This is a genomic window from Neobacillus vireti, assembly GCF_001026695.1.
In the GTDB taxonomy this organism is placed as follows: Bacteria; Bacillota; Bacilli; order Bacillales; family Cytobacillaceae; genus Neobacillus; species Neobacillus vireti.
On the sequence record NZ_LDNB01000013.1, the window covers coordinates 145,850 to 166,502 of the forward strand.

Sequence of the window (20,653 nt, forward strand, 5' to 3'; positions counted from 1 at the left end):
GCTACTTTAAATATTAATTTAAGAATCAAGTAAAAAAGCAAGCTAGCTTAGAGTTAAAGCTCTTCTGGCTTGCTTTTTTACGATGCGTACTTTTTAGGAACTATTATCTAAAGAGAAATTCCACACCTTAAAATCTTGTAGTATAATGGTATTAATTAAGAGTAAGGTAAACGTTGCAAAAGTCTTTGATATAAATTTCACAAGGGTATGTTGGAGGATGTTGATACCTGGGGCACCAGGTAGCGGGGGGAATATTTATGAGCATGATAGAGGAAACGGTTGAAGAAATTAGTTATAGACGGGGGAATCGTGCCAAACGGCCTGCACGCCGGAATTTTATTGTCAGTGGAATTATAATTATTATTATTGCACTGCTATTGGCAGGACTTTTCTATTATCAGACAACCCGGTTCAATTCGCACATTACAATTAATGATACAAAGGTCGGTGGTCTAACTGCCGATCAGGCCATAAAGAAATTAAAAACATCTGTATTAAAAAACAGAGTCTTTGTCGGAGAACAACAAATTTTTGACGGTAAAGATACACAAATGGGATTTACCGAAGAAGATTTGCCTGAGGTTAAGAAATTATTAAAAAGCCAGTGGACATTTTTTCCTTCCTCAAAGGAAAAAAATTACTCGTTGATACCCCAAGAGGCGGATCAATACCGAAGTCAAACGCTGAAAAAACAAGCAGAAGAAACGCTTCTAGCGATGAATATGAGCTTAAAAGCACCCATTGATGCGGAAGCTAAATTAGAACAGGGGGAAATTGTCGTCTCCGATGGCATCGATGGAGAACAATATGACATTGCCGCTCTATTAAAAGATTACTCAGAACAGAAATATACGAGTGATATCCACCTGAAACCCGTATTCATACAACCAATCAAAGCGGATAGTCCGATTATCAAGGAAGAGGAGAAAACTCTGCAAGACCTCCTTGGACGGACCGTTGAATATAGTGTACAAGGCAAAGTGTATACCTTAAATGCCAGTGAATTAATTAAAAATGCCACTGTGACAAAAGATATGAACGTTACCATCACGATGAGTGACATTAAAAACAAGATAGCTGAAATTAATAATACGCAGTCAACGTTAAATAAAAATTTCACCTTTAAGACCCATTCAGGTTCGGTTATTTCAGTAAAAGGAAAAGGCTATGGCTGGGCATTAGATGTCAGCAAAGAAACGACGCAGGTTCAGCAAGCTTTTGAAAAAGGGGAGAAATCAATACCGGCCACTAATATTTACGGGAATGGCTGGAGCAATGAAGGCATCGGTTATGAAACGGCAACAAATAATGGCATTGGCGGCACGTATGCGGAAGTGTCGATTGCGGAACAACGGATTTGGATTTACAAAAATGGAAAATTGGCACTTACAACGAATGTTGTCACCGGAAAGCATAGCACCGGTGAAGATACTTCCCCAGGTGTGTGGTATATTCTCTATAAACGAACACAGTACACACTTAAGGGCACCGCAGTAGGAAAAGGCGATTATGCCGTTAAAGTAAATTATTGGGCTCCGTTCACAAATAGCGGACAAGGCTTCCACGACGCCGGCTGGCGGACAAACTGGGCAAGTAATGCCTACCTAACAGCAGGATCAGGAGGCTGTGTCAATACACCCGCTACTATAATGAAAACAGTATATGAAAACCTAAGCACCTACGACCCGGTTGTCATTTATTAACAAGGACGGCTCTCGTCCTTCCTGCTACGGAAGGACGAGAGCCGTCTCTTTCCTTTTTTAACCCTGTATATTTTCACATCCACACCATGAAGATGCAATTACTTCATCATTTGTTTAACCAATTCTCTATTACGATTTTTAAAAACTTCATTATGTGAAGAAACCATTGCAATCTTATCCGCATCAGGCTGGATAAACTGTTTTGCTTTGTTAACCGCATTAGCAGCATCCTGGAAAGCGCCTGCAATTAGATTTAATTTCCCATCATGCTTAAGGATATCTCCTGCAGCGTAAAGTCCCTCTATTGAAGATTCACTTGCAGCATTCCCGGCAATATAATAGTTTTCTACAATCGTAATATCCAATGGACTGTTTTCAAGTAAGGTCAAATCTTGCTCATACCCATGATTAATTACCACTTCATCGATTGATAAGTAAGACACCTCTTTTGTTTCGTGATTTGTCAATTCAACACGCTCAATCAATTCATGATTTGTACTAGCTATTAGTTTTGTAATCGTAGTATTAAAGGTACAAACCGCAGAACTATTCAGTAGATGCGTTACTTGAGATTCATGACCTGAGAGGGTTTCTTTTCTATAGGCTACATACACCTTTTTAGCAACCGGCTCCAATTCATTCGCCCAATCGATGGCAGCATTGCCACCGCCTGAAATTATCACCGTTTTATCTTTAAACTGTTTTAAAGATTTCACCGTGTAATGTAAATTAGACACTTCGAACCTCTCAGCACCTTCAATTTCCAGCTTTTGCGGATTTAAGATCCCACTTCCAACGGCGATAATTACTGTTTTAGAATAATGTTTTTGACCTGATACTGTATGTAAGATAAAAATTCCAGCTTCGGTCCGTTCGATGGATTCCACTTTTTCATTCAGAAGTACGGTTGGTTGAAACGTTAACCCTTGCTCTACTAATTGCTCCATCAGTTTGGCACCTGGAACAGGTGTCAGTCCGCCAACATCCCAAATCATTTTCTCTGGATAAACATGGATTTTCCCGCCTAACTGTGGCTGGAACTCGATAAGCTTTGTTTTCATTTCTCGTAATCCGCTATAAAACGCTGAGTAAAGACCTGCTGGGCCCCCGCCAATTATTGTTACATCATATAATTCCTTCTGATCCATCATGATCTGCTCCCTTATATCAAGACGCGATTGATTATCATTCTCATTTGAATATACACTGCTTTTCGGATATTGGCAATAAAAGAAATGGTTGACAATAAATAAAAAGCCAATTATATTAGTTTTGATATTGATAATCATTATCATTATCGATCACCTAGAACAAGTGGAGGTTCAGAATGGTTCGTCTATTTACAGATGAGTTGAACGTCGGCTATAGCGATCGTTTAATCGTCAAGAATCTAAGTGTACATATTCCTGATAAAAAAATTACGGCCATTATTGGCTCGAATGGATGTGGTAAATCAACACTGTTGAAAGCGATAACAAGAATTATTTCCCATCAAACCGGCTCGATTATCTTAGATGGTGAAAATATCACAAAAGAAAATACAAAGGTCCTAGCTAAAAAAATGGCGATTCTTCCCCAAACCCCTGAGAGTGCTAGTGGGCTAACCGTCGGGGAACTGGTATCTTATGGCCGCTTTCCTTATCAGTCTAGCTTCGGTCGTTTAACCAAAAAGGATTATGAAGTCATCGATTGGGCACTTGATGTGACGAGAACGAAGGAATTCAAGTTTCGTCCCGTGGATGCTCTCTCTGGGGGCCAACGGCAGCGTGTGTGGATTGCTATGGCTCTTGCACAGGAGACCGATATCATCTTCCTTGATGAGCCGACCACCTATTTAGATATGGCACATCAATTAGAAGTGCTAGAATTGCTACAAAAATTAAATAGGGAACAGGAACGAACAATCGTCATGGTCCTTCATGATTTAAATCAAGCAGCCCGTTTCGCTGACTATATTGTCGCTTTAAAAGATGGCCAAATTGTCAAGGCAGGGAATTGTGAAGATGTGATTAATCATCATGTTCTAAGAACAGTATTTCAAATTGATACAGAAATCGGTCGTGACCCGCGCACGAACAAACCAATGTGTGTGACTTACAATTTATTAAAAGGAGATTCATAAATGAAAAAGCTATTTATTCCATTATTTTTAGTACTCAGCCTCATCATCAGTGGTTGTACCAATGGGGCAACCGAAAAGTCAAACAGCACCGCTAATGGGGATAAGAAAGCTGAAACCATTACCTATCAATCTGAAAATGGTCCCGTTAAAGTTCCAGCACATCCAAAGCGTGTGGTCGTCCTTGCTTCGTTCGCAGGTAACGTAATGGCTTTAGGCGTGAACCTTGTTGGCGTCGATTCATGGTCGAAAATGAATCCGCGTTTCCTAGATAAATTAAAGAATGTGGAAGAAGTCTCTGACGAAAACGTGGAGAAAATCATTCAATTAAATCCCGATCTAATTATTGGGCTCGATAATGTTAAAAACATCGATAAATTAAAGCAAATTGCACCAACTGTCGTTTTTACCTATGGAAAAGTAGACTATTTAACGCAACACTTAGAAATTGGAAAACTATTAAATAAAGAAAAGGAAGCACAGGCCTGGGTCGATGGCTTCAAACAACGGGCAGAGAAGGCAGGAAGTGAAATTCAAGCAAAAATTGGAGCAGACGCCACTGTGTCTGTTATTGAAAACTTTGACAAACAGCTATATGTGTATGGCGATCACTGGGGCCGCGGTACCGAAATCCTTTATCAAGAAATGAAATTAAAAATGCCTGAAAAGGTAAAAGAAATGGTTGAAAAAGACGGTTACTATGCTTTATCCTTGGAAGTTCTGCCTGAGTTTGCGGGAGATTATGTGATTTTAAGTAAAAATAGCGAGACGGATAATTCATTCCAAGAGACGGATACATATAAAAACATGGCAGCTGTGAAGAACAAGCACCTATTTGAAGCAAATGCAAAGGAATTCTATTTTAATGATCCACTTACATTAGATTACCAGCTTGCATTCTTTAAGCAACACTTTCTTGGTAACTAGACAGATTAAAAGGGGTTATGCTTTCATAATCCCTTTTCCTTGATTAGATAATAGAAAGAGGAATCATTGATGACAAAAGAAAAGCATTTTTCTCGTAATTTTTCTCTTAAGCTGATAGCTGCCATTATGGTATTTGTCGGAATGTTTGTTGTCGCCATGGTATTTGGGGCAGCGAACACAACGGTAAAAGATGTATGGCTGGCACTTACATCTCATACGACAAATGAACAGATTACGATTATTCGCGAGCTTCGTTTCCCACGTGAAGTTGGAGCCATATTTGTTGGCGCGGCATTAGCCGTTTCTGGAGCCATTATGCAAGGAATGACAAGAAACCCGCTTGCTGAACCTGGGATACTCGGGCTATCTGCTGGGGCCAATGCTGCTCTTGCCATTTCCATTGCCCTCATTCCATCAGCCAACTATCTTACCATAATGGTTGCCTGTTTTATGGGAGCTGCTGTTGGAGCTATCATCGTTTTCGGGATTGGTTCGATGAAAAAGGGCGGTTTCTCTCCGCTGCGACTTGTCCTTGCTGGTACAGCTGTTTCCACCTTCTTATATGCGGTTTCAGAAGGAATTGGACTTTATTATAAAATCTCCAAAGATGTCTCGATGTGGACGGCAGGCGGGTTAATTGGCACTACTTGGAGCCAGCTCCAAATCATTGTGCCCTTTATTATAGCAGGAATCTTATTCTCTTTGTTCCTCTCACGACAACTGACGATTCTAAGCTTAAACGAAGAAGTTGCCGTTGGATTAGGACAAAAGACAACCCAAATAAAAGTCATTCTTTTTATTATTACGATCATGCTAACCGGTGCCTCTGTTGCTCTTGTTGGAAATATGGCCTTCATAGGGTTAATGGTTCCCCATGTGGTTCGAGCAATCGTAGGAACCGATTATCGATACATACTTCCGATGTCAGCTATTATAGGAGCCGTATTTATGCTATTAGCCGATACACTTGGTCGGACAATCAATATTCCATATGAAACACCCGTTGCAGCGATTGTTGCGATGATGGGCCTGCCTTTCTTTCTCATAATCGTCCATAAAGGAGGCAAGGTATTGTCATGATTCAACCAGCATTAATCAAAAGACAAAGACTCATCCTATGCTTGTTATTCCTGTTGATCATTGTCACCATGGTTGTGGGGATGGGGTTGGGGTACGCATCGTTATCCTACGACAGACTGCTGCCAACCATTCTAGGAAAAGGGTCATTTAAAGAAGAATTTATCTTATTTTCGATTCGACTGCCGCGAATTATTATTACCCTGTTAGCAGGGATGTCTCTTGCATTATCAGGGGCAATACTGCAAGGAATCACACGAAATGATTTAGCTGATCCCGGCATTATTGGGATTAATTCTGGTGCAGGTGTTGCCATCGCAATATACTTTTTATTCTTCCCAGTACAAGCAGGATCGTTTATTTATCTGCTTCCAGTTATCGCTTTTATTGGAGCTTTTCTTACTGCCTTGCTAATCTATGTTTTTTCCTATAAAAAAAATGAAGGCATTCAACCAGTCAGATTAATACTAATCGGCATAGGATTTTCAATGGCGTTATCCGGCATTATGATCGTCCTCATCTCATCAGCCGAACGGTCAAAGGTAGATTTCATTGCCAAATGGTTAGCGGGGAATATTTGGGGTACTGATTGGCCATTTATTTGGGCACTCCTTCCTTGGCTCGTCATCTTGGTGCCATTCACTTTTTACAAAGCCAATCGATTAAATATCCTTGGCTTAAGCGAACAGGTCGCGATCGGTGTCGGTATTTCCGTTGAAAGGGAACGAATTCTTCTCCTCATCACCGCTGTTGCTTTAGCTGCCTCTGCCGTTGCAGTGACCGGCGGAATCGCCTTTGTTGGGCTCATGGCTCCACACATAGCCAAAGCCCTAGTGGGACCGAGAAATCAATTATTTATTCCCATTGCACTATTCATTGGCGGCTGGCTGTTATTACTCGCCGATACAATCGGACGAAATCTAGCAGCCCCAGACGGCATTCCAGCAGGAACAATGGTCGCAATCATTGGTGCACCATATTTTCTGTATTTATTATTAAAAAAATAATTGGGACATGGAGACAGGCTGGCTCCCTGACCCTTTGTCCCTTTTTGTTATAAAAGCGATTGTGCTCCGTCAATATAAATTTCGCTTCCTGTAATGTGGCTGGATTGGCTTGAAGCCAAAAATAGGACCAGGTCGGCCACTTGTTCAGGTTTTCCTGGTCCATCTTCCAACGGCTGGTCTCCTTCCGGATATTCGATGGGGACTTGCACCTTTTTTAATTTCTCATTTTCTCTCCAAGTGTTTTCACCGATATTTGTTTCAATGGCACCAGGGCAAATAATGTTCACTCGAATACGATAATGTGCCAGCTCGAGCGCTGCCATTTTACCGAAGCCCATCTGGCCAATTTTGGATGTGCTATAGGCAGACATTCCAATATTTTTATAGATCCTGTTTCCATTAATTGAACTCGTGATAATAATGCTGCCGCCTTTTGACTTCAAATGTGGAATGGCATATTTAACTGTTAAAAAGGTACTTGTTAAGTTATTGGAAATCGTCAAGTCCCAATCCTTCGGCTCCATATCTTCAATGGGTGTAACTTCCCCGTTAATTCCGGCATTCGCGAAGACAACATCCAGTCTTCCCCATTGATCCATGGTTTTTTGATAACAGTTCTCTACTTCCGCTGGTTGCGAAACATTAGCTTCCAAGACAAGTGCTTCACTGCCGATTGCTTCAATTTGTTTTTTAACCTCCTCTACATTTTCTTTATGCAAATCAACTAAAGCAATTTTCCCTCCATTTTTGGCAAGCTTTATCGCCGCAGCCTTGCCTATTCCCGAGCCAGCCCCTGTCACAAAAGCAACTTGATTTTGAAGTAGTTTTTCCATCTTAAACGCCTCCCGAAAATGATGGATAATGATTATTACTATACCCATCAGCAGGGTTTTAAAGCGGGAAAATTCTTATTGGTACACGTGGTCAGCACCATGTCCCTTCTTGAGGGAATGAGATTATAAGAATCTATGAAACTTTGAAATTTTGAATAAACTCTGATACTAAAATAGTATAAATTCCAAACGATGATTTGATAAAATGGATAAAAGGGCAACGAAAGACAAAATCCGTAGTCGGCCTGAAATATTCGAATTTTCGTGGGTGATAATATGAGAATATCAATAGAAAAAATAAACAAAGAACTGGGAGAAGAAATTCTTATTAGGTGTCATGAGGTAGATGACGAAATACACGAAATCGTAAACAAGCTGAAAACAGAAGACCACATTGCCCTCGGCTATCAATATGATAAAGTTCACCGGATTAAGCTTAGTGATATCTATTATTTCGAGGCAGTTGACGGAAAGGTCTTTCTTTACTGCAAGGACAACGTTTTTGAGGTAAAACAAAAGCTTTATGAATTAGAGGAATTATACAAAAACAAGAACTGTTTTCGTGCATCCAAATCAACTATTTTGAACATCGCTAAAATTTCATCTATTTTTCCGTCTATAAGCGGCCGATACGAAGCGGTGCTCGATAACGGGGAACGTGCTGTTGTATCAAGGCAGTATGTGCCTGTCCTTAAAAATATGCTTGGCTTGTAAAAGGAGGGATAGCTATGAAGATGCCCGAACTTGTACAAAAGATTATCAAGGATTTCTTAATCATCTTCGCATCCATTATCATTATTATTACTATTTTGCGACAAATATATTATCCAGATATGGTCTTTGATTTGCAGTCAATTTATATCATTATGGCCTTTTCATTGATAAGTGCATTAATCGGATTTATTTTGTATTCTCCTACTGATCTAAGTGAGAAGAAAATGCGAATAAGAATTACCTTTCATTTTTTCGCTTTGGAGATTGTATTGATTGCCCTTGGGAGCGTTTTTGGTATTGTGAATAGTGCAGTAGATGGAATCATTTTGGCACTGCAAATTGCCGTAATCTATACCCTAGTTCGTCTGCTGTCATGGAAAAGAGATAAAAAAGAAGCCCAGCAAATCAACGAAAAACTAAAGGCATTTAAGCAAGACGTTAATGAATAGTTATATACATACAGCAGCCTTGTCTGCAGATTATTTTACGGTAAGCTATAAAGCTTACCGCTTTTTTTGGCCGATAGGAAAGTATAACTTTCCCATCAGGCATAAGTGCAACTACGCCTCTGTCTTCGCCTTACGGCTCGCCAATCGGCGAGTTTTCTTTACAACTTACTTGCTCGTGGAAGCAACTTACCGTTTTTCTATATACTTCCTTTTTGGTTTTTTTTATGATGAGTCCATAAGAAAATTTTCAAAAAAAGAAGGGGTAATTACGATGGGAAATTTACTATTATTGATCGCTTTAACTTTTGAGATTGCCTTTGCAATCTACTGTGTGGCAACGAAGCAAAACCATAAAAAAATAAAGAATTGGATTAGGATTGCTGCATTTATTGCATTTGTTATGCTCACACTTTCATCGGTGATTGAGTGGAGTTTCCGCTGGGTAATGCTTGCCATACTGCTTTTCATCTTAGCGGTAACGGCAGCGGTTTCGCTAATCCGCAATAAAACAAATACAAAAAAATACAAAACTTCTTCTATTGTGTGGAAATCGATTATGATGATGATTGCCTCGGTATTTGTACTTGCACCTGCAATTGTTTTTCCGCAGCATAACTCACCAAAAGTGACAGGTGACTATGAAGTCGCAACCGCTGCTTACACATATGTTGACAAGAACCGGATTGAGGAATTTACTGACAAGGGTGACAACAGATTTGTTAATGTGGAATTTTGGTATCCCAAAAAGGCAGATGAAAAATACCCTCTATTAGTGTTCTCACATGGAGCATTCGGTATTAAGTCAAGCAATGCCTCTACCTATACTGAGCTTGCAAGCCACGGTTATGTAGTCGTTTCAATCGACCATCCCTATCACTCCTTTTTTACTCGTTCAGAGGATGGAACAGTCGCTATGATCAATGCAGATTATAACAATGAAATCAACGATATGAATAAAGACGGCATTTACACGAAGGAAGAACTCTATGGGGCTATTCAAAAATGGATGGAACTGAGAACTGACGATATGAATTTTGTCATTGATACGATACTTGATAAGGCCAAAAATGATAATAACCCGATATATCAACAGATCAATACAGAGAAAATTGGCGTGTTCGGGCACTCATTGGGCGGAGCTGCAAGTGTTTGGCTAGGGAGAGAACGTAATGATATAGAAGCTGTTGTAAATATTGACGCCCCGTTCTTTAGTGATCTTGTTTATAAGAAAGAAATCGATGATTTTGTGGCACGCGACGAAGACTTCAAGACCCCACTTCTTAACATTTATTCCGACGATGTTTGGGGACAGCTCGATAGCAACTCCACTTACGTAGCGAACAAACTCAATAACGAACACTTCAAAGATGCATCTACTGTTCATTTTCAAGGTGCAAATCATTTAAGCTTGACCGATTTACCGCTTTTCTCTCCTATACTTGCAAATTATATTCAAGGCGGAAAAGCAGACATTGAACAATATTACTGTATTGAAACGGAAAACGAACTAATTCTTCAATTTTTTGACGATAAATTAAAGGGCAGTGGCCATTTCACTTCTAAAGAAACATATTAAAAGAACTGTCACCCTCCGAATAATGTCGATGATTTTGACAAAATGCGGAGGGCGACAGGCTTTTTTTATGTTAAACGAGCTTTTTCCAAAGTATAGTGGCGACATCGGCACTTATATCAAATATTTTTCATTTACTTCACTAATTCTCAATTACACATTTGATATTAGTTTAAGTCTATACGGTGTTAGGCGGATTGGGATGAATCCATTGCTTGGCATCGTTTATTTCATTTCCACCATTCATTCAATGTTTACGCCAAATGACAACATTTTTGAAAATGCCTGTTAAAATAAATGTACATCCCTTATAATAATATTAACGTTATAATATCTATTATTTAATTAAAATAATTATTATATTTCATTTGACAAACATAATAATAGATGTATATAATAACGAGTATAACTTAATAATAATTATAGATAAGCTGAATAAGCCGGTATTCACTGGACAAGCTATCTATGAAATTAATCATCTTAGGAGGAATTTTAATCATGTCTCTAATTGGAAAAGAAGTACAACCATTCAAAGCACAAGCATACAGAAATGGAGAATTTTTGGAAGTATCAGACGCAGACTTTAAAGGTCAGTGGAGCGTCGTTTGCTTCTACCCAGCTGACTTTACATTCGTTTGCCCAACGGAGTTAGAAGATCTTCAAGATCAGTATCCAGCACTACAAGAACTTGGGGTTGAAGTATTCTCTGTTTCTAGAGATTCTCATTTTACACATAAAGCATGGCACGATTCATCAGAAACAATTGGCAAAATTACTTATACAATGATCGGTGACCCTGCACACGTCCTTTCCCGTAACTTTGATGTATTAATTGAAGAAGAAGGTGCCGCTGACCGTGGTACATTCATCATTGATCCAGATGGCATTATCCAAGCAGTTGAAATTAACGCTGGTGGCATTGGACGTGATGCTAGCACACTTATTAACAAAATTAAAGCAGCACAATATGTGCGTAAAAATCCTGGTGAAGTTTGCCCGGCAAAATGGAAAGAAGGCTCTGCAACACTTAAACCAAGCCTTGATCTTGTAGGAAAAATTTAAGGAGCACAATCAAATGATACTAGATGCAGATATAAAAGCACAATTAGCCCAATATCTTCAATTGATGGAGGGCGATGTCCTGCTTAAAGTTAGTGCAGGTTCTGATGACGTTTCTCGTGACATGGTGGCTCTAGTGGATGAATTAGCCACCATGTCACCTAATATTAAGGTTGAACATGCACAATTACAGAAAACACCGAGCTTTAGTGTTAATCGTATCGGAGAAGACACTGGGGTAACTTTTGCTGGTGTTCCGCTTGGTCACGAATTTACTTCGTTAGTGTTGGCTCTTTTGCAAGCAAGCGGAAGAGCTCCGAAGGTTGAACAAAAGGTCATAGATCAAATTAAAAGCATTAAAGGTGACTATCACTTTGAATCTTACATCAGCTTGAGCTGCCATAACTGTCCTGATGTTGTTCAAGCGCTAAACTTGATGAGCATTCTTAATCCTGGCATTACTCATACCATGATTGATGGAGCGGCTTTTAAAGAAGAAGTAGAGGGCAAAAACATCATGGCAGTACCAACGGTGTTCCTAAATGGGGAATCATTTGGCAGTGGCCGGATGTCACTTGAGGAAATTCTTGCAAAAGTCGGCAATGCTCCGGATGCTTCAGAGTTTGCTGATAAAGATCCATTTGATGTCCTTGTTGTTGGCGGCGGGCCAGCGGGTGCTAGTGCAGCCATCTATGCGGCACGTAAAGGCATTCGTACAGGCATCGTGGCTGAACGCTTTGGCGGTCAGATTATGGATACTCTCGGCATCGAGAACTTTATTAGCGTAAAGCAAACAGAAGGCCCAAAACTTGCAGCAAGCCTTGAAGAACATGTAAAAGAATACGATGTTGATGTCATGAATTTGCAGCGTGCCAAGCGTTTAGAAAAGAAGGATCTTATCGAAATTGAATTGGAAAACGGCGCTGTTCTAAAAAGCAAAACCGTCATCCTTTCAACAGGTGCCCGCTGGCGTAATGTCTGTGTCCCAGGCGAAGCAGAGTTTAAGAACAAGGGCGTAGCCTACTGTCCTCACTGTGACGGTCCGCTATTTATCGGAAAGCACGTAGCTGTTATTGGCGGCGGTAATTCCGGTATTGAAGCTGCGATTGACCTCGCAGGCATTGTGAAGCATGTAACGGTTATTGAATTTGCTCCAGAATTGAAAGCTGATTCTGTACTGCAAGATCGCCTTTACAGCCTACCAAATGTAACGGTCATCAAGAATGCTCAAACAAAAGAAATTATCGGTACCGACAAAGTAAACGGTATAACCTACATTGACCGTGAAACAGGAGCAGAGCATCATATTGAATTACAAGGTGTATTTGTTCAGATTGGTCTCGTACCAAATACCGATTGGTTAGACGAAACGATTGAACGCACGAGAATGGGTGAAATCGTGATCGATAAGCATGGAGCTACCACCATCCCTGGAGTGTTTGCTGCAGGTGACTGTACAGATAGCGCTTATAAGCAAATCATTATTTCAATGGGTTCAGGTGCTACTGCAGCCTTGGGTGCATTCGATTATCTAATCCGAAATTAAGGAACGAACAAAGGAATCTACAAACGTTGTTGCAAGGGGCTTTCCACAAAGGTGGGAAGCCCCTTTTTATCATTATTCTAAATTACCTATAGCTATTGTAATAAATTTCGATTTAAGAGTGATATTAATTAGAAAGGAGTGATTAAAATGAGTCAGCCAAAAAGCAATAAGCCCTTCATAGAATTAACGGCAAACGAAGTATCTAGCCTTTGGTCTTCCTATTTAAAGAGCAGTATGGAACAAAGACTTTTTGAATATTTTTTTGCAAGTTCAGAAAATGGCGCTATAAAACAAGTGATAGAAAAGATGTTAAATCATGCTAAAAAGAGCATTACTGAACTCAAGGAGATTTTTATCAAAGAGAATCTTACTATTCCCCATGGTTTTACGGAAGAAGACGTAAGGATTGACGCACTCAAAGTATTTTCCGATACCTTTATTTTGTATTTTTGTTTTGATCTAACTCACCTTTCGATGAGTACATATCCAGTTGCAATATCTGATTGCACAAGAAGCGATGTTCGAGAGCATTTTCAAGTAAACATTGTATTTTCCGTAGACATCCAGAATGAAATCGTAGACTTAATGGAATCCCTTGGAGTATATTTAAAACCTCCACAAGTAGAAATGGATAGTGATGTAGAATTTGCTGATACCATGATCTATCTGAATGGTTTTTTTGGTGGTTCAAGGCCTTTAAATGCTCCTGAAATTGCTAATCTATCCAGAATTGTTCATAGAGCGCAGTTTTCAAAAATGATTTTTGTCACTTTTAGTAAATTAGCCAAAGCAAAAGAGGTAAAACAACATTTTAGTAAAGGCAGAGATGGAATCGAAAAAGTATTAGATTCACTTCAAGAAGTTCTTGAAAAAGAAAATATCCCGATATCAGCATCAGGGGACTATACATTTTCCGATGTAGAGATGTCTCCATTCTCCGATAAGTTAATGCTGTTTTTTGTGAATACTTGTCTGGGAATATTCTGTTTTGCCATGATAAGTCAGTCTATTACTTCCAGTTTAAGAACAGATATCGTTTCTAAATTAGGCAAAATTTCAGATGATATGAAGAAGTATTATGGACTAGGTTTACTTTTAGCGATCAAAGAAAAATGGTTTGAACAACCTCCTCAAGCAGTAGATAGAAAAGTTTAACTAGGATAATACCTTATGTAAATATACATAACTCAAAACCTTCCCCACTTTTTGTTCGGTTTCTCGCATTAAAAAAGCAGCTATTCAGCTGCTTTTTTAACTTATTTAAAATTCTTAAACACTGTATTCTGCTTCAGGAAGGCCTATTCTGGATAAATTTGTTAAAGTAATCGAACATTACACAATTTGTTTATAGTACCTGAATTTCTTTACGACCCTTTTCTTTTTTTAATGAAAATTTTCCTTTAAAAAGAATCACAACAAAATAGAAAATAGATAGAAGTAATACGTAGGTCCAAATTTGATAAACAGATTGTGTATTCCAAACACCTAAAAAATAAAGCATAGATGGTATTGTAAGCGTTACCCATGATTGGACAAATGCAACAATACCAAGGTAATAATCAATTTTCTTTTTAAGCGAATTTGATAAAAAGAATAGAAACCATAAAAATGCCCACATTCCCCATGTTAATGCATCGACAATATTATGAAAGTGAATAATAGATGTAAAGGCATAAACGACTGCAACAATTGCAACCCATAAACTATACCACCCCAGACCATTTCCCTCTAACCCCTTTAATGAGGTTATCCCAACATATAAAAAGGTTAAACCAAATAAAAAGATGGACGCGTCATTATAAAGGTCCCAATTATTTTGATCTGATACAACGAGTAAATAAAATGGAATAATCATTTGAAGCGTTCCTACAAAAATATTAAAGATACCAACACTCTTTGCTTCTGCCTTCCCTAACAACATAAGGCTGTTTAGAAATAAGACTGCACCCGAAAGAAATAAACCAACAAAACTCATATTAATTGTTGTGAAAATCCTTTTCCACAACATTCCCCTCCGTTCAAATAGAAAAAGCAGTTTCTCATCTTTATAAAGAAGAAAAATTGCTTTTTCAAACATTATTTATAAAACAATACTTACAATCACAGCTGTTAGTACACTGACTAACGTTGCTCCATACAATAATTTTAAACCAAATCTTGCCACTGTGTTTCCTTGCTTTTCATTTAAACCTTTTACAGCTCCTGAAATAATTCCTATTGAGGAGAAGTTGGCAAATGAGACAAGGAAGACAGAAATAATCCCTAATGTTCGAGTGCTAAAGTGTGCTTGAATTTTTGTTAAATCCATCATAGCTACAAACTCATTTGTCACAAGCTTTGTCGCCATAATTCCACCAGCTTGTACAGCTTCAGAGAATGGGATCCCCATGATAAAGGCGACAGGCGCAAAGATATATCCTAAAATTTCCTGGAATGAAATACCAAAAATTAAATCAAAAATATTATTAATGGCTGCCATTAAGGCAACAAATCCGATTAACATTGCTCCGACAATAATTGCTACTTTAAAACCATCAATAATATATTCCCCTAACATTTCAAAGAAGCTTTGTTTTTCTTCCTCTTGAATAATGAGAAGGTCCTCGCTTGCATCAACTGTATATGGGTTAATAATCGAAGAAATAATAAATCCGCCAAATAAGTTAATCACAAGTGCCGTAACGACATATTTAGGTTCAATCATTGTCATATAAGCACCAACAATTGACATCGAAACAGTCGACATGGCTGAAGCACATAACGTATATAAGCGATTGGCAGGTAATTTGCCAAGTTGCTTTTTAACCGTGATAAATACCTCTGATTGTCCAACCATTGCCGAAGCAACGGCATTGTAAGACTCTAATTTTCCCATACCATTGACTTTACTTAACAACAAACCAATAGCTTTCATAATAAGAGGAAGTATTTTTAAATATTGAAAAATACCAATTAATACTGAAATGAACACGATTGGAAGTAAGACGTTAAGGAAGAAAGGCATTTCACCTTTATTCGCAATCCCCCCAAACACAAAGGATACCCCGCTACCAGCGTATTCTAATATTTTACTAAAAACGTCTGCAAATCCTTTTATTAGAACTAAACCAAACTTTGTATTTAATAATAAACTTGCTAATACTACTTGAATGATAACCATAAGAATAATCGGTTTGATTTTAATATTTCTCCGATTATTACTTGCTACAAAAGCAAGTCCAAAAACAACAAGTAATCCGATGATAGCAATGATGTATTTCATGATGTCCTCCACAATGATGTATTTCATTCTTATAAATAACGTGTTCTGAATTCGCTTACAGGATTAGCAAAAAAATTATTTTCCCAAATCCTAATAAAACTGTTTGCAATTTTCCCAACGTGAACGCTTACATCTGCTCGTTTAATTTATCCTCAATTACTATAGCACATATCATGAACAAATGTTAAGTATTGTTTAAGCAAAATGTAAACGTATTTTTTACCAATTCCCCTGCCATCGTTATTTTTATATTCACATTACCAAAAATGAACGATATTTTAATGAGTTACTGAAACTTTGTAAACATTACCAAGAAAAAATGTAATATTTAATGAACATAGAATGGCACTTGCCATCTCTTTCACTATGAGATGCCAGTATTACTGCAGAATAAAAGAAACATCCATCAGCGTGTCATATATTGATGGATGTTCACATACCTTTTACATATTTTATCTGAAAAACCACTTCTATTTATGGTACGGTTCACCGTTACCAGCCTAAGTAGAATTTTTGCATACACAAAATGATGTTGGAAATAGTAACATTATATCTTTTAATAACTGGGGGATTATCAGAATTGATTATGCCTGGAAAAAAATTAATCCTTTAAGATATGAAGTTTTGGGAGAATGGAAGAGACGTGGAATTTCCTTATATTTTTGTGTTTATTTGTACATAGATCAAGGACCAAATAACCATTCTGTTTCAATACATCAAAGAGTAATTGATAATAATGGTGAAGTATTATAATTTAAAGGTGCTAGGTACTTGACGAAAGAGTATTCGAAATTACCTAGCACCTATTATTTATTTCATCACTCAAAAATATCGCCGTCCTATATATCTGTCTGACAGATTAGTTAATTCGTCCTTCTTCTTTTAATATTTGTTCCAAGGCGCACACCACTTCTTGATCGTAATTGGAGCCAGCCAGTCTCTTAAGTTCATCCATTGCAATCTGTTCTTTAAACGCTTTTCTATAAGCTCGATCTTCTGTCATTGCATCGAATGTATCACTTACCGCAATTATTCTTGCTTCTAAAAGGATGCCATCTCCACTTAATCCATAGGGGTAGCCTGTGCCATTTATCCTTTCATGATGCTGTTCAATAATAGGAGCAATTTCCTTATAATAAGAATTCTTCACCATTTCCGCACCATCTACAGGGTGTTTCTTGACTATTCCAAATTCCTCCTCTGATAAACGTCCAGGTTTGTTTAAGATCTCAATTGGCACATGAATTTTACCAATGTCATGAAGCACTGCAGCCACTGTTAAATTCTCTAATTGTTCTTTACTTAGTTTTAATTTTTTTGCTATTTTCACAGAATACTTCGCCACTCGATCACTATGTTTATGGGTATATCTATCTTTTATTTCTACTTGTTTCATAATTTCCATAAGGGAGGATATGTCCCTACTTATATGAACAAACGTTTGTTCAGTAAACACGCATAATAAGGTTACTTTCGAAAGGGCGGTAAAGTGGATTGGATTTTTAAGACCTCTTGCAGAAAAATAATCTTCAGGACCTAATGTAAACTTTTTATGATCAAGTTCACAAACCACTTGTCCAGACAATAGATAATAAAACTCCAGAGCTTTAGCGTTCTCGCTTGGATAAACATAGAACATTCTACCTTCTTCTATTACTTGGTGGATAATTTCAACTCCATCCCCTCGGGTTAACAAACTAAATACTCCATTATTCTCGAAATCTACTTTTTCGACAAAAGACCCTTTTTTTCCAATCATAAATCCTTCCATGATATCCCGCCTTAATACGAATAAAAACGAGCTCATTAAGAACTCGTTTTTATTTTACTATAAATTTTCAGAAATGTGGAATAATTTTAACATCCGACTATTCGAATAGGATCAATCCACACCCACTTATCAGCAAAGCGTACCAGTTTCCAGCTGCATTCAGCTTGAACACCCTTTTTAGCAGCCTTTTTAATAGTATCATTCGACATTTTTAGGGTTTCTTCATATACATCAGTAATGGCCTTATCTAAATCCTTTGTAAAACGTTTTGTTTTTTCATCATACTTAGCTGATTTTTCATTCAACTTCTGATTAAGTTTATTGATTTTATCTTCTAATTTTTGAACATCTTTACCATCCCCAGACAAAAGCTGTCCTGTGGCCTTATTAATTTCCTCATTGAGTTCTGTTATTTTGCTATTAATTTTTGCTTGTTCTTCTTCTAACTTGGTATTAATTTCTGCTAATTTCTTATTTAATTCTTCTTGTTTTTTTACATTGTTTTTAGCGGCTTCTAAATCAGATAAAGCCTTTTCACTTTCATTTTTTAACTTTACGATTTGATCTCCTTCTTCTATTTTGCGAATGTCAAGAAGGTAGTCCGCTTGCAATTTATCTGCTTTTGTTACCGCTTCTTCTATCTTTTTATCAATTTCTTTGTTTGCCTTTTCAATTAGTTCAATTCCTTTTTGATAATCATCCCCAGCAGCAAAAGCTGGGGAAGCAATCCCTAAAAATACTGCAGCCGAAAATAAAATTGACAATACTTTTTTCATACTAGTTCCACACCCCATTTTTCTATTTTAGACGACAAAAAAGACCCGTTGGATTAAAAGGGCCTTTTTCATTTCGCAACTGGCTGGCGTAGTAGATTGCTACTTTAGCCCCTATAGCTTTGCGCCCATATCCTTTCAGATAGGTTGCCCTCTGAGTCTATTTTATTATCTACCATTATTATACAGGGTATATGTGCCTAATTTCCATGTCTATTTTTGTAATATTTTGTACTTTTACGAATAAAATTATAATTTTTGCGAATTTTTGTAAATACTTGCAAGTATTTTAAAATTACGCTAGCAATACTAAAATTGCATTTTTTAAGCTTCGTTTGTAAAAATAATAGAATCAGTATTAAAAATCGTTGATCTAACCAAGATTCCACTTGGTCCATTCGAATTCCGCTTCACCATGAAAGATAATCGTATCGTCGTTTGGATTTGGAAAATAACGTGTAGTAAATACTTCTTCACCCTCATTGACGAAAATCTCTAAGGAGGAATGGTCCATAAAGATTTGGAGCTTAGAAACAGAAGCTTGTTTGCAGGTTCTTGTTTCTAAAGCACCTGTCTTTAAATCTCTTCTTTGTAAATAGACTTCCTGTTTGTCTGAATCAAAGTAGAGGTATGCTTCATTTCGGAAGGAAATTTGAAATGAACCAGCTTTCACGAAATTCAGCAGTAATTCCGCTGATACGCCATTAGACTCGATTTGCTTTCCTTTATTTTCGACCACTATTTTATCTTTGCGAAGCTTTTTTAATTCATCCACCGGTCGTTGATAAACTTTACCATTAAGAACAACTAACTCTCTTGGGATGGTTAACGCATGCACCCAATGATTGGCAATCGTGGGTTGATAGGATTCTGTCTCATCCGTTATTCCCATCCAGCCGTAAAGAATGGTTCTTCCCCATTCATCTGTAAAGGTTTGCGGTGCATAGAAGTCAAAGCCTCGGTCTAACTCTCTAAAAGGACCATGTTGAAAGGTAAGAGTTTCATAATCTAATTCTCCAATAAAGTAGCCTGATTGAAACAAATTATGATATAAATATCCGGATGGCTCCAACCCCTGTGGTGATACCAATAATATATCTTTACCATTTACATGAATAAGATCTGGACATTCCCACATATAGCCAAAATCATCCATGCCATTCATTCCAGATCCAGCAATCCTGCCCGCTTCCTCCCAATGATATAAGTCCATTGAAGTAAACAAGACAGCTGTGCCCTTTTCATCCAGGGTCTGGGCCCCGACAATCATATACCAACGATCCGCTTTTTTCCAAACCTTTGGATCACGAAAATGGGCAGTATAATCTCCCGGAAGCCTTAGAACCGGCCCGTGTTTTTCAAAATGAATCCCATCGGAGGAAACCGCAATACATTGATAGGTTTCTCGTGATCCGTCGTCGCGCTTTACATTCCCTGTATAAAAGAGATAGAGCTTTCCATCCGATTCAACCGCGCTTCCCGAATAACAGCCGTTTCTTTCATACCACTCACTCGGGGCCAAGGCTATCGGTTCCTCTTGCCAATGAACCATATCCCTCGACGTATAGTGCCCCCAGAATTTCGCACCATGTGCCGTTTCAAATGGGTTCCATTGATAAAACACATGATAAACCCCTTTATATTGTATTAATCCATTAGGATCATTTAACAATCCAACTGGCGGCATGAGATGGTAGGTTAATCGATAGGGATCATGTACGTCCTTGTTTTGATGTTTTTTTACTTCCTCGTAAGCCTTTTGAATAAGGAGAGCTTCTTTGTCTGTCATGGCTGTACCCCCTTGATGTTTCTTCTAAAAAGAAAAGGCAAGTCCATCTTG

19 protein-coding genes and 1 riboswitch are annotated in these 20,653 nt (G+C 38.0%); of the genes, 12 read left to right on the plus strand and 7 right to left on the minus strand.

What is annotated here, in order from left to right:
• Window positions 1-257: 257 nt before the first annotated feature.
• Window positions 258-1,703 (plus strand): L,D-transpeptidase family protein, encoded by a 1,446-nt coding sequence (locus AA980_RS17060; protein ID WP_024030534.1) that lies wholly within the window; start codon window positions 258-260, stop codon window positions 1,701-1,703.
• 98 nt (window positions 1,704-1,801) lie between these two features.
• On the opposite strand, the gene AA980_RS17065 is transcribed toward AA980_RS17060, so the two are convergent.
• On the minus strand, window positions 1,802-2,851 hold the full coding sequence (locus tag AA980_RS17065) for an NAD(P)/FAD-dependent oxidoreductase (RefSeq protein WP_024030535.1): 1,050 nt from the start codon (window positions 2,849-2,851) through the stop codon (window positions 1,802-1,804).
• A gap of 179 nt (window positions 2,852-3,030) precedes the next feature.
• Here AA980_RS17065 and AA980_RS17070 point away from each other — a divergent pair, with 179 nt between their 5' ends.
• From AA980_RS17070 to AA980_RS17085, 4 genes are all read left to right on the plus strand, one after another.
• Window positions 3,031-3,825, plus strand: a complete 795-nt coding sequence (locus tag AA980_RS17070) for an ABC transporter ATP-binding protein (RefSeq protein ID WP_024030536.1) — start codon at window positions 3,031-3,033, stop codon at window positions 3,823-3,825.
• Window positions 3,826-4,749: an iron-hydroxamate ABC transporter substrate-binding protein gene (locus AA980_RS17075; protein WP_024030537.1), complete on the plus strand. Its 924-nt coding sequence runs from the start codon at window positions 3,826-3,828 to the stop codon at window positions 4,747-4,749. It begins immediately after the preceding gene.
• A 69-nt stretch (window positions 4,750-4,818) separates the two neighbouring features.
• A complete protein-coding gene (locus AA980_RS17080) occupies window positions 4,819-5,829 on the plus strand; it encodes a FecCD family ABC transporter permease (protein ID WP_024030538.1) in 1,011 nt (336 codons plus the stop codon).
• The gene (locus AA980_RS17085; protein WP_024030539.1) at window positions 5,826-6,833 is read left to right on the plus strand and encodes a FecCD family ABC transporter permease; all 1,008 of its coding nucleotides are present in this window, start codon (window positions 5,826-5,828) and stop codon (window positions 6,831-6,833) included. Before AA980_RS17080 ends, AA980_RS17085 begins: the two co-directional genes overlap by 4 nt.
• A 47-nt stretch (window positions 6,834-6,880) precedes the next feature.
• Here the strand turns inward: AA980_RS17085 and AA980_RS17090 are convergent, their stop codons facing one another.
• A complete protein-coding gene (locus AA980_RS17090) occupies window positions 6,881-7,666 on the minus strand; it encodes an SDR family oxidoreductase (RefSeq protein WP_024030540.1) in 786 nt (261 codons plus the stop codon).
• A gap of 276 nt (window positions 7,667-7,942) precedes the next feature.
• Here AA980_RS17090 and AA980_RS17095 point away from each other — a divergent pair, with 276 nt between their 5' ends.
• The 7 genes from AA980_RS17095 to AA980_RS17125 all read left to right on the plus strand — a co-directional run bounded on the left by AA980_RS17095 (window position 7,943) and on the right by AA980_RS17125 (window position 14,162).
• A complete protein-coding gene (locus tag AA980_RS17095) occupies window positions 7,943-8,380 on the plus strand; it encodes a LytTR family DNA-binding domain-containing protein (RefSeq protein ID WP_024030541.1) in 438 nt (145 codons plus the stop codon).
• Window positions 8,381-8,394: 14 nt separating this feature from the next.
• Complete coding sequence (locus AA980_RS17100; protein ID WP_024030542.1) at window positions 8,395-8,829, plus strand: DUF3021 family protein; 435 nt, start codon at window positions 8,395-8,397, stop codon at window positions 8,827-8,829.
• A gap of 271 nt (window positions 8,830-9,100) precedes the next feature.
• On the plus strand, window positions 9,101-10,405 hold the full coding sequence (locus AA980_RS17105) for an alpha/beta hydrolase (RefSeq protein WP_024030268.1): 1,305 nt from the start codon (window positions 9,101-9,103) through the stop codon (window positions 10,403-10,405).
• A gap of 67 nt (window positions 10,406-10,472) precedes the next feature.
• The gene (locus tag AA980_RS17110) at window positions 10,473-10,694 is read left to right on the plus strand and encodes a hypothetical protein (RefSeq protein ID WP_024030269.1); all 222 of its coding nucleotides are present in this window, start codon (window positions 10,473-10,475) and stop codon (window positions 10,692-10,694) included.
• A 206-nt stretch (window positions 10,695-10,900) separates the two neighbouring features.
• Window positions 10,901-11,464 (plus strand): alkyl hydroperoxide reductase subunit C, encoded by a 564-nt coding sequence (ahpC, locus tag AA980_RS17115; protein ID WP_024030270.1) that lies wholly within the window; start codon window positions 10,901-10,903, stop codon window positions 11,462-11,464.
• 13 nt (window positions 11,465-11,477) lie between these two features.
• Window positions 11,478-13,007: an alkyl hydroperoxide reductase subunit F gene (gene ahpF / locus AA980_RS17120; protein WP_024030271.1), complete on the plus strand. Its 1,530-nt coding sequence runs from the start codon at window positions 11,478-11,480 to the stop codon at window positions 13,005-13,007.
• A 147-nt stretch (window positions 13,008-13,154) separates the two neighbouring features.
• Entirely contained in the window at window positions 13,155-14,162 is a 1,008-nt protein-coding gene (locus AA980_RS17125) for a DUF3231 family protein (RefSeq protein ID WP_024030272.1), read from the plus strand.
• 190 nt (window positions 14,163-14,352) lie between these two features.
• On the opposite strand, the gene AA980_RS17130 is transcribed toward AA980_RS17125, so the two are convergent.
• The 5 genes from AA980_RS17130 to AA980_RS17150 all read right to left on the minus strand — a co-directional run bounded on the left by AA980_RS17130 (window position 14,353) and on the right by AA980_RS17150 (window position 20,602).
• The gene (locus AA980_RS17130; RefSeq protein ID WP_034724815.1) at window positions 14,353-14,982 is read right to left on the minus strand and encodes an AmiS/UreI family transporter; all 630 of its coding nucleotides are present in this window, start codon (window positions 14,980-14,982) and stop codon (window positions 14,353-14,355) included.
• Between the two features lie 105 nt (window positions 14,983-15,087).
• Window positions 15,088-16,269: a NupC/NupG family nucleoside CNT transporter gene (locus AA980_RS17135; RefSeq protein WP_024030274.1), complete on the minus strand. Its 1,182-nt coding sequence runs from the start codon at window positions 16,267-16,269 to the stop codon at window positions 15,088-15,090.
• Window positions 16,270-17,128: 859 nt separating this feature from the next.
• On the minus strand, window positions 17,129-18,040 hold the full coding sequence (locus AA980_RS17140; protein ID WP_024030275.1) for an HD-GYP domain-containing protein: 912 nt from the start codon (window positions 18,038-18,040) through the stop codon (window positions 17,129-17,131).
• Between the two features lie 86 nt (window positions 18,041-18,126).
• Window positions 18,127-18,816, minus strand: coding sequence for a kinetochore Spc7 family protein (locus AA980_RS17145; RefSeq protein ID WP_024030276.1), 690 nt, complete (start codon window positions 18,814-18,816; stop codon window positions 18,127-18,129).
• A gap of 71 nt (window positions 18,817-18,887) precedes the next feature.
• Window positions 18,888-18,975: riboswitch (cyclic di-GMP riboswitch) on the minus strand.
• Window positions 18,976-19,186: 211 nt separating this feature from the next.
• Window positions 19,187-20,602 (minus strand): sucrose-6-phosphate hydrolase, encoded by a 1,416-nt coding sequence (locus tag AA980_RS17150; protein WP_024030277.1) that lies wholly within the window; start codon window positions 20,600-20,602, stop codon window positions 19,187-19,189.
• Window positions 20,603-20,653: the final 51 nt, after the last annotated feature.

Coding starts and splice junctions, on each gene's coding strand:
- AA980_RS17150 (WP_024030277.1), bottom strand. CDS start 20,602: ATGACAGACAAAGAAGCTCTCCTTATTCAAAAGGCTTACGAGGAAGTA.
- AA980_RS17095 (WP_024030541.1), top strand. CDS start 7,943: ATGAGAATATCAATAGAAAAAATAAACAAAGAACTGGGAGAAGAAATT.
- AA980_RS17075 (WP_024030537.1), top strand. CDS start 3,826: ATGAAAAAGCTATTTATTCCATTATTTTTAGTACTCAGCCTCATCATC.
- AA980_RS17080 (WP_024030538.1), top strand. CDS start 4,819: ATGACAAAAGAAAAGCATTTTTCTCGTAATTTTTCTCTTAAGCTGATA.
- AA980_RS17060 (WP_024030534.1), top strand. CDS start 258: ATGAGCATGATAGAGGAAACGGTTGAAGAAATTAGTTATAGACGGGGG.
- AA980_RS17145 (WP_024030276.1), bottom strand. CDS start 18,816: ATGAAAAAAGTATTGTCAATTTTATTTTCGGCTGCAGTATTTTTAGGG.
- AA980_RS17090 (WP_024030540.1), bottom strand. CDS start 7,666: ATGGAAAAACTACTTCAAAATCAAGTTGCTTTTGTGACAGGGGCTGGC.
- AA980_RS17070 (WP_024030536.1), top strand. CDS start 3,031: ATGGTTCGTCTATTTACAGATGAGTTGAACGTCGGCTATAGCGATCGT.
- AA980_RS17065 (WP_024030535.1), bottom strand. CDS start 2,851: ATGGATCAGAAGGAATTATATGATGTAACAATAATTGGCGGGGGCCCA.
- AA980_RS17105 (WP_024030268.1), top strand. CDS start 9,101: ATGGGAAATTTACTATTATTGATCGCTTTAACTTTTGAGATTGCCTTT.
- AA980_RS17135 (WP_024030274.1), bottom strand. CDS start 16,269: ATGAAATACATCATTGCTATCATCGGATTACTTGTTGTTTTTGGACTT.
- AA980_RS17100 (WP_024030542.1), top strand. CDS start 8,395: ATGAAGATGCCCGAACTTGTACAAAAGATTATCAAGGATTTCTTAATC.
- AA980_RS17125 (WP_024030272.1), top strand. CDS start 13,155: ATGAGTCAGCCAAAAAGCAATAAGCCCTTCATAGAATTAACGGCAAAC.
- AA980_RS17130 (WP_034724815.1), bottom strand. CDS start 14,982: ATGAGTTTTGTTGGTTTATTTCTTTCGGGTGCAGTCTTATTTCTAAAC.
- AA980_RS17140 (WP_024030275.1), bottom strand. CDS start 18,040: ATGGAAGGATTTATGATTGGAAAAAAAGGGTCTTTTGTCGAAAAAGTA.
- ahpF (WP_024030271.1), top strand. CDS start 11,478: ATGATACTAGATGCAGATATAAAAGCACAATTAGCCCAATATCTTCAA.
- ahpC (WP_024030270.1), top strand. CDS start 10,901: ATGTCTCTAATTGGAAAAGAAGTACAACCATTCAAAGCACAAGCATAC.
- AA980_RS17110 (WP_024030269.1), top strand. CDS start 10,473: ATGTTAAACGAGCTTTTTCCAAAGTATAGTGGCGACATCGGCACTTAT.
- AA980_RS17085 (WP_024030539.1), top strand. CDS start 5,826: ATGATTCAACCAGCATTAATCAAAAGACAAAGACTCATCCTATGCTTG.